Raw genomic sequence first — 14171 nt, 5'->3', positions numbered from 1 at the left:
CGCTAGCCTCCCGGAATCCCGTTGCGCGGCCACGGGAACAGCGCGCGTGGCATGTGCGGATCGCCCGCCCGGAAGCCGAACGCGTGGTCGAAGAACGGCTGGAGCAACTGGGGAGGTATGAGGTTGGGGACGTAGGCGCTGTAGTAGGGCCCGCTGGAAACCGCCTCGCTGGTGGTGATCTCGAACCTCTTCAGCCCCGGGAGCGCCGCGGAGAGGCTGTCGCGGTTCTTCTCCAGCATCGCGGTCACCGCGTTGAGCCGGTCCAGCGTCGGGGCGAGCTCGGCTTCGTTCTCCTTGACCAGCGCCGTCAGGTGTTTGGCGACGGCGCTGGTGTTGGCGAGCAGTTCACTGATCGCCTGCCTGCGTTCCACCAGCACCGCGAGCAGGTCGTTGGCGTTGAGAATCAGCGTGTTGAGTTGGTGGCTGCGCTGGGCGAGCACCTGCGTGACCGCGGCGGCGTTCTGCAACAGCGTGCCCAGTGTCTCGCTGCGGCTGTTCAACGACCGCGACAGCCGGGTCAGCCCGTCGAAGGTGGGTCCCAGGGTCGGGGCGATCTGGTCGAGGGTGGCCGACAGTGTGTCGAGGGAATGGTTCAGCGTGGCGGTGTCCGTCGCGGCGACGTTGGTGGTCAAGTCGTTGACCGCCTCGTTGAGCGAGTAGGGCGATCCGGTCCGCGACAGCGGAATCATGTCGCCGGAATTCATGGCGGTCCCACCGTCGGGCTCCAGCGTGAGGATCCGCGCACCCAACAGCGTCCCCGTCCTGATGTGCGCGGTGGTCTGATCACCGAGGCGCACAGTGTCTTTGACGACGAACGTCACGACCGCACCGTGTCGGCCCAACGCGACGTCGGTGACGGTGCCGACCTTGACCCCGGAGACCTTGACTTCGTTGCCGGGGCTCAGCCCGCCTGCCTCGGCGAACTCGGCGTAGTACCGGACCGCGGTGGCCCACGACATCAGGCGTTCGGGTTGCAGCCCGACGGCGACGACCAACACCATGAGCAGGACTCCGATGAAGCCGGCCCGCTTCCGGTTGGCGCCGCGGTACTTAAGCATCCGGTTCCGCACACCTTCCGTCTCGTTGTTTGATCCACGGGAAGACAGCCGTGCGGCCTTCAAGATCGGTGACGCGCACCGTGATACCGCAGAGGTAGTAGTTCACGAAGCTGCCGTAGGAGCCGACCCTGGCCAGCTTGCGGTAGTTCTCGGGTGCGCGTTGCAGCGAAACCTCGATGAGGTCCCTGTCCTTCTCCAATAGCGGAGCCACCCGGTGAAGTTCGTCGACCGTTCCCGCCAGCGGGGCACGGGCCTCGGACAACAACCGCGCGATCGACGCCGTGCCGGTGCTGAGCGCGGTGACGGCATCGCCGATCGTGTTGCGGTCGGCGGCCAACTCCGACGTCAGCTGTTCGAACCGGTCCAGCGCACCCGAGAACCGCTCACCCTCCTCACCGAGGATGGCTAGCACCGCGTCGAGGTTGTCGACCAGGCTTTCCAGCGCGGTGTTGTTGTCGGCCAAAGTGTTCGAGAACGACGAGGTCCGGCTGAGCAACGACTGCAAGGTGCCGCCCTGGCCCTGGAAGATCTGCACCAGTGCGTTGGTGAGCGCGTTGACGTCGTCGGGATCCAGTCCCCGGATCACCGGTTTGAGCCCGCCGAGCAGCAGATCGAGGTCCAGCGCCGGCTGCGTGCGGTCCGCGGGTATCTGTCCACCGCTAGGCAGCATTTGGGTTGATCCTGGACCGTCGACGAGTTCCATGTACCGGTCACCGACGAGGTTGAGATACCGCACCGCGGCGCGCGTGCCGCTGGTGAGTACCACGTCCTCGTCGGCGTCGAACCCGACCAACACCGTGTTGTCGGGTCGCAACGTGACGGTGCCGACGGTGCCGACCCGAACCCCGGCCACCCGTACCGAATCACCCGGCTCCAGGCTCGAGACGTCGGCGAAGACCGCCGAATAGCTTCGGCTGGAACCGCTTCGGAATTCACCGAAGATCAAGAACAGGCTGGCGGTGAGAACCGTCATGACGGCGGCGAAGGCGCCGAACTTGAGAATGGTCCGCGTCAGGCTCATCCCGGCTGACCCCACTGTGCGGTGTTACGCGGCGGGCCGTCGATGGGGCCGAACAACCACTGTTTGAGACCGTCGGAGTTCAGCAGTAGGCCCTGGTTGCCGTACCGGGTCGGGTCGGTGCCGACGTCGGCGACGAGTTTGGGCGGGTACGTGTTGAACTTCAGCGGCAGCTGCCCTTCACATTGCGGTCCACCAGTCGCGGCGACCTTCGGCAGGTCCTGTGGATAGCGATAGCGCTCCAACCCCAGCGTCAGGGCGCCGAGGTCATTCACGCCGGGCACCGGCGCGGGCGGCTTGAGCGCGAACGCGATGACGCCGGTCAGCGAACAGGTGAGGGCCTCGTGGTACTCGTTGGTCAGGTCGGTGGTCGGCACCATGAGCCGCATCAGGTCGGTGAGCGGCTCACGATTGCCGCCGATGACGTCGTTGCCGATATCGGCCAACCCGATGCTGGACACCAGGAATCTGTCGAGGGCCGAATGCTGGTCGACCAGCGAGCGGCTGATTTGGCTGGCGTTGTCGATGATCGACATGAGGTCGGGCGCGGCGTCGGCGTAAGCGGTGGCGACATCGGGAAACGCCTGCAGCTCGCGGCTCAGCGCAGGCAGGCTCGGTTCGATCTTTGCGAGAAAGGAGTTGAAGTCTCGCAACGAGCGGCCGAACGTTTCACCGCGACCGGTCAGCGCCGTTGACATCGCACCCAGGGTCTCGTTGAGCTTGACCGGATCGACGTGCTGCAGAACGGCGTTGAGGTCTTCGAAGATCGTGTTCACCTCGACCGTCACATGCTCGGAATCGAGCACCTGGCCCGCGCGCAGCGGTACGGTCGAGGGGTCTGGCGGGGGGACGAACTCGACTGACTTGGCGCCGAACACCGTGTTGGCGCCGATCTGGACATCGACGTTGTCGGGCAGCAGCGCCATCCGGGCGGGTTCGATCGCGAGCTTCAGTGCGGCGCGACCGTTCGGCAGCTCGGTGATCTCTGAGACCGTGCCGATCTGGGCCCCGTTCAGCTTGACCCGCGCGCCGGGATCCGTGAGCAGGCCGGCGCGGTCCGTCAGCACGGTGAGCGGCACCGTGGCGGTGAAGCTGCCGTTGAACATCGCGATCGCCAGCGCGACGACGCCGGCCATGCCGAGCACCGCGAGCGACCCGGCCAGCAGCCGAGGCTTCAAGCCGGGACGCATGAAGCGTTCAGCGACTTGCTAGCGGCGACCAACGGCTCCCCCTAGGATGTGACCGAAATCTCACACTTGTGGTGACGAGAAGAATACACAGCGAATTTCAGAACCTCAAGATGGTCAAAAGTAGAACTATGTTCTACTGTGACGTGGTCGGTTAACGCGGAAAAGGGGCGATGTGGCGATTCTCGCGGAGCGGCGGACATACGTTGCGGGTTGCTGGGTGACCGGCGACGACGTGGTCAGCGTCGAGAATCCCGCCGACGAGACCCACGTCGCCGACGTCACCGTCACCCCGCTCGATCAGGTCGAGCACGCCATCGGCGAGGCGCGCCGCAGCTTCGACGCCGGCCTGTGGGCCGACTTGGCAGTGGCGGACCGGGCACGGATCCTGCATGCGTTCGTCGACCACATCGAGGGCAGCGCCGAGATCCTGGTGCCCACCATGGTCGCCGAGGCCGGCCAACCCACCCGGTTCGCGGAGATGACGCAGCTGCGTGCCGGGGTCGGACTGGCCCGCCAGACCATCGACCTGTACCAGTCGATGACCCACGAAGAGGCCAGCCCCGTTCCGGTCGACGATCTCGTGCGCGGCCGGGTCGCGTTGAGCATCCGCAGGCATGAGCCGGTCGGGGTGGTCGCGGCCATCACGCCCTACAACGCCGCGCTGATCATGGGCTTTCAGAAGCTCATACCGGCGCTCATGGCAGGCAATTCGGTCATCTTGCGACCCAGTCCGTTGACGCCGATCTCGTCGCTGGTCTTCGGTATGGCCGCCGACGCGGCCGGGCTGCCCGCCGGTGCGTTGAGCGTCGTCGTCGAATCCGGCACTGCTGCTGCGGAATTGCTGACCACCCATCCGGCCGTCGACATGGTGTCGTTCACCGGCTCCACCCTGGCGGGCCGAAAGATACTGGCGCAGGCGGCGCCGACAGTGAAGCGGGTCTCGCTGGAACTGGGCGGCAAGTCGGCGCAGATCTATCTGCCCGATGCGATTCACCGCGTCGCCGCGGGTGCCGCGATGGTGGTGATGAGCACCGCCGGACAGGCCTGCGTGGCCGCGACGCGCATGTTGGTTCCCGAGGATCTGCGCGCGCAGGCGGTGGAGGCGGTCAGCGGTGCCTATCGTTCGATCAAGGTGGGACCGCCCGATCAGTCCGACGCCGCCATGGGGCCCGTCATCAGCGCCGCACAGCGCGACAAGTGTGAGCGGATCATCGCGTCGGCCGAGGAACACGGCGCCAAGGTGGTCTGCGGCGGCGGCCGGCCGGCCGGGCTGAGCCGCGGCTACTACGTCGAACCGACCGTGCTCGAGGTTCCCGACAACGCCAATCCCGCTGCGCAGGATGAGATCTTCGGCCCCGTGATCGCGGTGCTCGGGTACCGCGACCTCGATCACGCAATCGCGATCGCCAACGACAGCATCTACGGACTCTCGGGCCAGGTGTACGGGGCGGATGTGGCGACGGCGGTGCAGGTGGCGCGTCGCCTGCGCACCGGGGCGGTCAACGTGAACACCACAGTGTTCTCGGCCTACGCCCCCAGCGGCGGATACAAGCAGAGCGGCCTCGGCCGCGAACGGGGCCCCGACGGGATCCGCGAGTTCCAGGAAGTCAAACACATGTCGATAGGGGAGCTTTCACGATGAGCGCTGACGGCGATGCAGCCAACTATGACCTCAACTGGTTGATCTCGGTCGACGACCACATCCTCGAACCACCGAACCTCTGGGTGGACCGCGTCGCCGCCAAGGACCGCGACAAGGCGCCGCACATGGAACCCGACGAGAACGGGGTCGACATGTGGGTCTACGACGGAAAGCGCTACCCGAACTCGGGGTTGAGCGCGGTGGTCGGCAAATCCAAGGAGGAGTTCAGCCCCGAACCGCTGTCCTATGCCGAGATGCGTCCGGGCTGCTATGACCCCAAGGCGCGCGTCGAGGACATGGACCGTGCGGGTGTGCTTGCCTCGCTGTGCTTCCCGACGATCACCCGGTTCTGCGGGCAGCTCTTCATGGAAGCCAGCGATCGTGAGTTCGGGTTCGAATGCCTGCAGCACTACAACGACTGGCTTGTCGAGGAATGGTGCGCGGCGGCCGCCGGCCGGTACATCCCGTTGATGTTGATCCCGATGTGGGATCCACCGCTGGCGGCCAGGGAGATCGAGCGCATGGCGGCCAGGGGCGTGACGACGTTCGCTTTCTCGGAGAACCCGGAGCCGTTGGGGCTGCCGACCATTCACGATCCCGACGGATACTGGGAGCCCGTGATGGCGGCGGCCAACGAGACCGGGATGGTGGCCAGCATGCATGTCGGCTCGTCGTCGCAGCTACCCAAGATCTGCAGTGACGCGCCGTTCATGGCCAATCTGACCTGGGGCGCCTCCCGCACGTCGGGAACCATGCTCTCCTGGTTGTTCAGCGGGTTGTTCCAGCGCTACCCCAACCTGAAAATCGCGCTGTCCGAGGGCGAAATGGGCTGGATGCCCTACTTTCTCGAACGCGCCGAGCAGGTCCTCGACAAGCAGCGGTACTGGGTCAAGCGCGGCACGAAGTTCATGGGTCACGCAGGCAACGCAGCGGATCTGGACACGCTCGATATCCGCGAGACGTTCCGCAACCACATCTTCGGCTGCATCATCGAGGACCGTCATGCGATCAAGAGCATCGACGAGCTCGGCGAGGACAACATCATGTGCGAGACCGACTATCCGCACTCGGACTCCACCTGGCCGGACTGCATCGAGGTCGCCCGCAGCACCATGAAAGACCTGCCGGAAGGCATTCAGTACAAGCTGCTGCGCGGCAATGCCGAAAAGCTGTACCGCTTCACCCCCGCCGAGCCGCCCGTGCTGGCGAGCGCATGAGCGGCGGAGTCCTCGACGGCAAGAGCGCCGTCGTCACCGGCGCCGGCTCGGGAGTGGGTCGGGCGTCCGCGCTGAGGTTCGCCGAAGAAGGTGCGCGGGTGGTGGCGGCCGATGTCGACCTCGACCAGGCCAAGGAGACGGTCCGCCGGATCGAGGGGTCCGGCGGCACCGCGGTCGCGGTGGGTGTCGACGTGTCGGTCGACGAGCAGGTCCGGTCGATGATCGCCGCTGCGGTCGACTCGTTCGGCCGGCTCGACATCGTCTTCAACAACGTCGGAATTCCGACCCCGCGGCTCGGCGCAACCCTCGAGGACCACACGCTCGAGGACTTCAACCGGTTGGTCGCGGTCAACCTCGGGGGAGTGTTCCTCGGCTGCAAACACGCTGTGCTGCAGTTCAAAGCGCAGGGCGACGGCGGCGTGATCCTCAACACCGGCTCGGTGGCCGGGTTGGTGGCGTGGGGCGGTCCGGTATACGGCGCGACGAAAGGCGGCGTGCTGCAGCTGACCCGCGCGGTCGCGATCGAAGCCGCACCGTTCGGCATCCGGGTGAATGCGATCTGCCCGGCGGCCATGCCGCTGACCGGCTTCATGGCGGCGGGCGGCTTGGAAGTGGGCGAAGCGCAGCGTGCCGGAATCGCCGAGAAGGTCGGCGCACAGCACCCTCTGGGCCGTGCGATCACCGCCGAGGACTGTGCGGAGGCCGCGCTGTACCTGGTGTCCGACGCGGCGCGCAACGTCACCGGGGTGGCACTGCCGGTCGACGGAGGGTACGTGGCCCGATGAGCACCTCCCAGCTGTTGGACCGCGAGCGTCTGCGCGAACTGTTCGACCTGCGCAGCTCCTACAACGAGCTCAGCGGTGGTGCCTACCAGGAAGATCCGTATCCGATCTGGCATCGGCTACGTGAGCAGGGGCCCGTGCTGCCCGGCGTTCTGCACGAGCTCACCGGCTGTGAGGGCGCGATGTACTTCCACGGCCTGCCCTATCCTGACCGGCCCCACTTCACGTTGTTCGACTACGAGACATGCTTTGCCGCGCACCGGGATCCGGACGTGTTCGCATCGTCGCCCGAACCGGTCGACCTCGACAACGGCCCGCTGGGTCTGACCAACAGCATGCTGTCCATGGACGGTGCACAGCACAAGCGTTACCGCGCGCTGGTGCAGCCGTCGTTCTTGTCGTCGAACTGCAACTGGTGGATCGACAATTGGATCTCGGCGACCGTCGACATGCTGATCGACGGGTTCGCGCGTGACGGTCATGCGGAGCTCAATGTCGACTTCTGCGCGGCCATCCCGATTCTCACGATCACCGGTAGTTTCGGGGTTCCCGTCGAGCAGGCACTCGAGATACGCGCGGCGCTCGCGCGCGACCCGCAGCGGGTGATCGAACTGATCCGCCCGGTGATCGCGGCGCGGCGCGAACAGCCGCAGGACGACCTGATCAGCGTGCTGGTTCAGGCGGAGATCACCGACGACGACGGGCACACCACGTTCCTGACCGAACGCGAGATCGATTCCTTTGTCCTGTTGTTGCTCGGCGCCGGTTCGGGCACCACGTGGAAGCAGATGGGCACGACGCTGACCGCGCTGTTGCAACGCCCGGAGATGCTCGACGCCGTACGGCAGGACCGCTCGTTGTTGCGGCCGGCGATCGAGGAGTCGGTGCGCTGGATGCCGACCGATCCGATGTTTTCCCGCTGGGTGATGCGGGACACCGAACTCGGCGGCGTGGAAATACCCGCCGGCTCGGTGGTGCACATCAACATCGGTGCGGCCAACCGGGATCCGCGGCGATGGGACCGTCCCGACGAGTTCGACATCCACCGCCCGCTGCGGCCGAACCTCGGCTTCGGGCAGGGCGCACACATCTGTCTGGGTATGCACGTCGCCCGGGCCGAGATGGCCGTCGCGATCTCGGCGTTGCTGGACCGCCTGCCGAACCTGCGACTTGAACCCGACGCCGAACCACCCCGGTTCGTCGGCCTGTACGAACGCGGCGCGACCGCGATTCCCGTCCTCTTCGACCCGGCCTGAGGTGCTATGACCGAAAGATACTACACCGCACCAGATCTCACGCTGGTCGGTGACGATCACATCGCGGCCTACCGCGATACCGGCGGCGAGGTGGGCTACCTGTGGAACGGTGTGCCCACCCTGCTGCTCACGGTCACGGGCAGGCGCAGTGGCCGGCCGCGGACGTCGGCGCTGATCTTCGGCCGCGACGGCGACGACTACCTCGTCGTGGCCTCCATGGGAGGCGCTCCGATGCATCCGCAGTGGTACCTCAATCTCCGGGCTCACCCCGCCGCCGAGATCCAGGTGCGCGATGAGCGCATCGCCGTGACCGGGCGCACCGCGACCGCCGAGGAGAAACCACGGCTGTGGCGCATCATGACCGGGCTGTGGCCGAACTACGATGTCTACCAAGCACGGACGGATCGGCCGATTCCCGTCGTCGTGTTGTCTCCGACATCATGAACGGAGGAGCACCCTCCGAAACGTGGGTCGAACGCGCCGTCGAACGGTCCGCGGCGGTGCAGCGCTCACGCGTGCGGATCGCCCAGCACGTCGGGCAGATGCTCGATGCCGCAAGGCGGTTGATCGCCACCAAGGGCGACCAATTCACCACGCAGGAACTCGTCGCGGAGGCGGGCGTTGCACTCCAGACCTTCTACCGCTACTTCGCCGGCAAGGACGAACTACTGCTGGCACTGATCGGCGACGCCATGACCGAGGCGTGCGAGCGGTGGACGCAAGCGGCCAGCGGACGCACTGATCCGCTCGACCGTCTGCGGTTCTACATCACGAGCACGCTGGAACGCCTCGACGGCGACCGTCAGGATTCGGCGTTGGCGAAATTCGTGGTGTCCACCCGGTGGCGGCTGCACCGGCAGTTTCCCAAGGAGCTCGCCGAAGCCGAGAAGCCATTCATCGAGCTGCTGCGTACCGAGGTCGAGACGGCGATCGAAATGGGGCTTCTCAAGCCTTCTGATCCGGAATGGGACTCGTGGTTCCTCGGCGAGTTGGTCCGGTCGGTTTATCACTTCTACGCCTTTGCCGACGACAGTCGTGGTGAACTGAAGCTCGTCAAGGACAACCTGTGGAACTTCTGCCTGACCGCACTCGGCGGCACCCCTCAGTTCGCGAAAGGTGTTGATCAGTGACCAAATCCGATTTCGGTGACATCGACTTCTTCACCAGCCCGGTTTTCGTACCCGACCCGCATCCGTACTTCGAGTACCTGCGCAGCCAGGGTCGGGCCGTGAGAGAACCGCATCACGGTGTCGTAGCGGTCACCGGATACGAAGAGACTCTCGAGGTGTTCAAGGACGCCGAGCAGTGGTCGAACTGTGTGGCCGTGGGCGGCCCGTTCCCGCCGCTGCCGTTCACCCCCGAAGGGGACGACATCCGCGACCAGATCGACGCGCACCGCACCCAGATGCCGCTGCACGAGCACATGGTCGCGATGGACCCGCCCAACCACACCCGGGCCCGTTCGATCCTGTCGCGCCTTCTGACGCCCAGTCGGCTCAAGGCCAATCAGGACTTCCTGTGGGAGCTGGCCGACAGCCAGCTCGACGAGTTCGTCGACAGCGGCGAATGTGAGTTCCTCACCGCGTATTCCAAGCCGTTCTCGTTGTTGGCGATCGCTGACCTACTGGGTGTCCCCCGTGAGGATCACAAAGAGTTCCGGGACGCATTGGCCAACCCGCATTTGATGGGGAACATCGAGGGTGATGCGGCGGCGATCAACCCGCTGGAGTTTCTCGACGAGAAGTTCAGCGCGTACATCGAAGAGCGGCGCGCCCACCCGGGTGACGACGTGCTGAGCGATCTCGCCACGGCGACGTACCCCGACGGCTCCCAACCCGCGGTCACCGAGGTGGTGCGCACGGCGAGCTTCCTGTTCGGTGCCGGCCAGGAGACCACCGCCAAGCTGCTCGGTGCGGCCCTGCTGATCCTGTGCGAGCGGCCAGAACTGCAGCAGCGCCTGCGTGACGACCCCACCCTCGTGCCGATCTTCATCGAAGAAGCGCTGCGGATGGAAAGCCCGGTCAAGACCGAATTCCGGCTGGCGGTGCGGTCGACGACGCTAGGGGGAGTGGATATCCCTGCCGGCACGACGGTGATGATCTCCGCGGCGGCGGCCAACCGCGACCCGGACAGGTTCGAGTGCCCGCACGAGTTCCGGCTCGACCGCAAGAACGTGCGCGAGCAGATCGCGTTCGCACGCGGGGCGCACTCGTGTCCCGGCGCTCCGCTGGCGCGTGTCGAGGGAAGGGTGTCGCTGGAGCGAATCTTGGCGCGGATGACCGATATCGACCTCGACGAGCGATTCCACGGACCGCCCGATGCCCGACGGCTGACGTACGAGCCGACTTACATTCTGCGGGGCCTGACCGATCTGCACCTTCGGTTCACGCCGGTGAGCTGATGCGCGTTGCGACTCTGGTGACGGCGCTGACCGCGGTTGTGGTGGCCGGCGCCGTCGCCGCGCCCCGCGCGCACGCGGCCGCCGACTGGGCCCTCAACGGCACCTTCCTGGCCACCTCGAACGGCGGCTGGGCCACCACCAACGAAGTCCGCCGCAACCAGGCCACCGTCCGAAGCGTGTGGACCATCGCCATGACGTGCACGAACGTCGTCACCTGCAGCGGCACTGTGGACAGTGACGCGGGCTGGAGTGCCGAAATCACCGTCCGCAACGGCGAATACATCGTCAAGCGCGATCTAGCCGACTGGCAGCGGTGCGCGGACGGCAGCGGCAGAACGGTGACGGGTCACCAGAGTTACCGCTTCTTTCCCGTGGGTGACGACGGGTTCATGCTGCCTGGCTCCCGACTGTTCGCCGGGTTCGACAAGACGTCGGGTGAAAGCGGCGGCTGCAGCCTCAACGAGAAGACCGAAATCGAGATGCCGTTCCGGCTGGAGAAGCTGGACTGACCCGAAAGGCCGATATGCCACACGCCAAACCAACCGATCTTCCGAGTGGCGGCGGTGGCCGCTGGCCTGCGGCGGGAGACGGATTCCGTTCGGTGCAGTGGGGTGATATGGAGGTCGGCTTCACTTCGGTCGTTCACCCGCTGGACTGCACCGAGCTCTACCGGATCGGCGGGTTGCCCGGCGGGTTGTGCATGTGCCCGCATTACGGCTATGTCGTTGAAGGAGCAGTCAGCGCAACGTATCCCAACACCGACCGGCCCGACGAGGAAGCAGTGGCCGGTGAGGTGTACTTCTTCCCGGCCGGACACATCCTGAAATACTCCGGACCCACCAAGCACATCGAGTTCAACCCGGCGTTCGCCCTGCAGCAATGCATGGACGCGATGCAACGCACCGCCGACCGGGGCGGCGCGTGAACAGGTTCCTGCTTTCATTGCTGGCACTGACCCTTACAGCCGCGTTGGGTTGGACCACAACGCTTCCCACAGCCGTGCGGCTGCTTACCAACGCACTCATCATGGATGGCACCACATTTCCCGTTCCCAGCCAGGGATTCATGGACTCTGCGGTGAGGGACTTCATCGCACCGACCGTTCCCGACGCGGCGGGGTACACCCCGATCGCAGTGCGGCAACGCTCACAGATCATCGGGATCAACGGGTCCGTCGAGGGCGGCATCGACCTGCTGCTCGATGCCATGGCCGAGCAGAATGAACCGTTCGTGGTGTTCGGCTTCTCACAGAGCACCGTGGTGACGATGCGGGTGAAAGCAGAGCTGGCGGAACGCAAGGCACGGGGGGAGGAGGTGCCCGAAGTCATCTTCGTGGGTATCGGGGTGGGGAACCGGCCGAACGGCGGGATCGCTTCGCGGTTGGCAGGCATCACGATCCCGTTCTTCGACTTCACCTTCAACGGCGCGGCACCCACCGACCTCGGGTTCGAGACGATCGACATCGTGCGTGAGTTCGACGGTCTGGCCGACACCCCGCAGTTTCTGTTCAACCCGGTGGCGACCCTCAACGCGATATTCGGTGTGCTGTTCGTGCACGCGCTCTACGGTCCGGAGGTCAGCCTCGATCCCAACAGCCCGAAATACGTCCCGGGCACCGTGGTCCAGCAATACGGTGACACCACCTACTACTGGATCCCCACCGAGGATCTGCCGCTGTTCGACCCCTTCCGTCTGTTCGGAGTACCTGAACAGGTCATCGACGTCTTCGAACCATTCTTCAGGGTGCTGGTCGATGCGGGCTACGACCGCACGATCCCGTTCGGGGAACCCACACCGGCGCAGCTGATTCCGGTGATCGATCCGGTGACCTTCGCGATCCAGCTCGCGGGAGCGGTTGTCGAGGGCGCCAACAACGCGGCAAGGATCTTCGGCGGCCAACTTCCGGGCTACGAACTGTTGACGGCGCAACTGGAGTCGTTGGAGGCGTTGTCGGCCAATGTGATCGGTGTTCCTTACCGCAATGCGGTGCGACAGCTGAACACCTACTTCAATCCGTTCCAAGCGTTCGCGGCGATCGAGGGGCCAGTGGCGACGGCGTTTGACAGCGTCTTGAATTCGCTGGGCGTGCCCGATTTGCTCAATCTGATCATCGACCCGGTGCTGTTCCCGTTGACGGCGTGGGCAGAGGACAACCTGCTGTATCCGCGTCCTGATGCGCCTCCGAATGTGTTGACTGACACGTTGATCCACATCCTGCGTCGTATTGCTCCGCATCTCGGCGTGCCCACCGTGCAAACAGATGACCTCGCCTCCTCCGCTGCCGAGAACGAGACCACCCGTCGATCCGCGGGGCAGCCGCTGCGCCTCGACGAGGATGAGTCAGAGAACGCCACTCCGTTGGCTGCCGAGACGACGGTGGATGACGACTCTTCGATTGAGGACGCCACTGCGATGGGGAACGAAGCGCTACCCGAGGATGCCACCGTCGCGGAGGAAGAGGTCGATCCACACGTAGAGGCCCTGTCGGAGGACCAGACCTTGGCGGAGGACGAAGTCCTGGAAGCGGACGGAACCCCAGCGGAGGATGACGCTCTGTCCGAGGACGAGGAAACGTCTTCGGAGACCGAATTCTCTACGACCGCGTCCGGAACCGATGTCGCTGAGAAACCGGCGTCGCGCACCCCCGGTACGGCGGACAACGCGGGCACCGGGGACTCGGCAGCCGGTCAGGGCGGCACCAAGTCGAGTACTGGGACCGCTGCATGAACTAGGCCAGATAAGCCGCTGACCTGCGGGGTCTGTTTTGTCAGACCCCTTTGGCAGTATCGAACGTATGTTCGGTTCGGAGTTTCGGTCGGTCGAGGAGGCCGATCTGGTGGCCGAGATCCAGGCCTGCACCCGCGCCGAAGCCCAGGCCGCGGCGCGGCGGCTGGCCGCGGCCGGGGAGCTGGCCGCACGCGCGACGGAACCCGAAGACGACGAACGCCAAAAGTGGCTGGTGGATCTGTGGGCGTGCGCGGCCGCCGAAGTGTCCGCGGCGATGGGCATCAGCCATCACCGCGCCAAACAACAACTGGCCATCGGGCTCGCTTTGCGCGAGCGGCTACCCAAGGTCGCCGCCCTGTTCAGCACCGGGGCCATTAGCGCGGCGTTGGTGTCCACCATCACCTGGCGCACCCACCTGGTCATCAGCGCGGAGTTGGCCGCCCGTATCGATGCCGCGATCGCCGAGCACGCCCGCGGGTGGGGCGCGCTGTCGCAGCAGCGCCTGGAGTTGGCCATCGACGCCATCGTGGAAACCCATGACCCCGATGCCCGGCGGCGCTTTCATGAAGCCGCGCGCAACTGCGATGTGCAGATCGGCAAGCCCGATGACGCCACCGGCACCGCCTCCGTGTATGGCCGGCTGACCGCCCCCGATGCCGCGCTGCTACACCAACGCATCCTCGAGCTGAGCACCAGCGTGTGCGATGCGGATCCGCGCAGCGCCGGTCAACGCCGCGCCGCCGCCCTGGGTGCGATCGCCGCCGGAGCCGAGCAGCTGGCGTGTCACTGCAACAGCCCACACTGCCCACGCGCCAGCGCCCCCGACCCCCGCGCCACCGCCATCGTCATCCACGCCATCACCACCACCCCCACCACTGCG

The 14171-nt window shown here is 65.8% G+C and carries 14 protein-coding genes; 11 read left to right on the top strand and 3 right to left on the bottom strand.

The window, feature by feature from the left end; all coding sequences use genetic code 11:
* Positions 1-2 precede the first annotated feature (2 nt).
* The 3 genes from MELE44368_RS08410 to MELE44368_RS08400 are packed head-to-tail and all read right to left on the bottom strand — an operon-like array spanning position 3 to position 3266.
* Positions 3-1058, bottom strand: a complete 1056-nt coding sequence (locus tag MELE44368_RS08410) for an MCE family protein (RefSeq protein WP_128108097.1) — start codon at positions 1056-1058, stop codon at positions 3-5.
* The gene (locus MELE44368_RS08405; protein WP_128108096.1) at positions 1051-2079 is read right to left on the bottom strand and encodes an MCE family protein; all 1029 of its coding nucleotides are present in this window, start codon (positions 2077-2079) and stop codon (positions 1051-1053) included. The genes MELE44368_RS08410 and MELE44368_RS08405 overlap by 8 nt, the downstream gene beginning before the upstream one ends.
* Positions 2076-3266: an MCE family protein gene (locus tag MELE44368_RS08400; RefSeq protein ID WP_128108095.1), complete on the bottom strand. Its 1191-nt coding sequence runs from the start codon at positions 3264-3266 to the stop codon at positions 2076-2078. Before MELE44368_RS08400 ends, MELE44368_RS08405 begins: the two co-directional genes overlap by 4 nt.
* A 217-nt stretch (positions 3267-3483) precedes the next feature.
* Between MELE44368_RS08400 and MELE44368_RS08395 the strand changes: the two genes are divergently transcribed.
* From MELE44368_RS08395 to MELE44368_RS08345, 11 genes are all read left to right on the top strand, one after another.
* Positions 3484-4908 carry an aldehyde dehydrogenase family protein gene (locus MELE44368_RS08395; protein WP_241566526.1) on the top strand — a complete coding sequence of 475 codons (1425 nt, stop codon included), beginning with the start codon at positions 3484-3486 and terminating at the stop codon, positions 4906-4908.
* Positions 4905-6125, top strand: coding sequence for an amidohydrolase family protein (locus MELE44368_RS08390; protein ID WP_128108093.1), 1221 nt, complete (start codon positions 4905-4907; stop codon positions 6123-6125). Before MELE44368_RS08395 ends, MELE44368_RS08390 begins: the two co-directional genes overlap by 4 nt.
* Positions 6122-6910 (top strand): SDR family NAD(P)-dependent oxidoreductase, encoded by a 789-nt coding sequence (locus MELE44368_RS08385; protein WP_128108092.1) that lies wholly within the window; start codon positions 6122-6124, stop codon positions 6908-6910. Before MELE44368_RS08390 ends, MELE44368_RS08385 begins: the two co-directional genes overlap by 4 nt.
* Positions 6907-8163, top strand: coding sequence for a cytochrome P450 (locus MELE44368_RS08380; RefSeq protein ID WP_128108091.1), 1257 nt, complete (start codon positions 6907-6909; stop codon positions 8161-8163). The genes MELE44368_RS08385 and MELE44368_RS08380 overlap by 4 nt, the downstream gene beginning before the upstream one ends.
* Before the next feature lie 6 nt (positions 8164-8169).
* The gene (locus tag MELE44368_RS08375; RefSeq protein ID WP_128108090.1) at positions 8170-8607 is read left to right on the top strand and encodes a nitroreductase family deazaflavin-dependent oxidoreductase; all 438 of its coding nucleotides are present in this window, start codon (positions 8170-8172) and stop codon (positions 8605-8607) included.
* Positions 8608-8663: 56 nt separating this feature from the next.
* Positions 8664-9293, top strand: coding sequence for a TetR/AcrR family transcriptional regulator (locus MELE44368_RS08370; RefSeq protein WP_128108181.1), 630 nt, complete (start codon positions 8664-8666; stop codon positions 9291-9293).
* The gene (locus tag MELE44368_RS08365; protein ID WP_128108089.1) at positions 9290-10564 is read left to right on the top strand and encodes a cytochrome P450; all 1275 of its coding nucleotides are present in this window, start codon (positions 9290-9292) and stop codon (positions 10562-10564) included. Before MELE44368_RS08370 ends, MELE44368_RS08365 begins: the two co-directional genes overlap by 4 nt.
* On the top strand, positions 10564-11073 hold the full coding sequence (locus MELE44368_RS08360; RefSeq protein ID WP_128108088.1) for an Rv2253/PknI dimerization domain-containing protein: 510 nt from the start codon (positions 10564-10566) through the stop codon (positions 11071-11073). The genes MELE44368_RS08365 and MELE44368_RS08360 overlap by 1 nt, the downstream gene beginning before the upstream one ends.
* 92 nt (positions 11074-11165) lie before the next feature.
* Positions 11166-11489 (top strand): cupin domain-containing protein, encoded by a 324-nt coding sequence (locus MELE44368_RS08355; protein ID WP_241566525.1) that lies wholly within the window; start codon positions 11166-11168, stop codon positions 11487-11489.
* A gap of 101 nt (positions 11490-11590) precedes the next feature.
* A complete protein-coding gene (locus MELE44368_RS08350) occupies positions 11591-13291 on the top strand; it encodes a PE-PPE domain-containing protein (RefSeq protein WP_164890061.1) in 1701 nt (566 codons plus the stop codon).
* Positions 13292-13358: 67 nt separating this feature from the next.
* The coding region (locus MELE44368_RS08345) for a DUF222 domain-containing protein (RefSeq protein WP_128108086.1) at positions 13359-14171 on the top strand (813 nt) is incomplete at its 3' end.

The sequence above is a fragment of the Mycolicibacterium elephantis DSM 44368 genome (assembly GCF_004014805.1).
GTDB classification, from domain to species: domain Bacteria; phylum Actinomycetota; class Actinomycetes; order Mycobacteriales; family Mycobacteriaceae; genus Mycobacterium; species Mycobacterium elephantis.
This window is presented reverse-complemented; position numbering and strand designations above follow the sequence as displayed.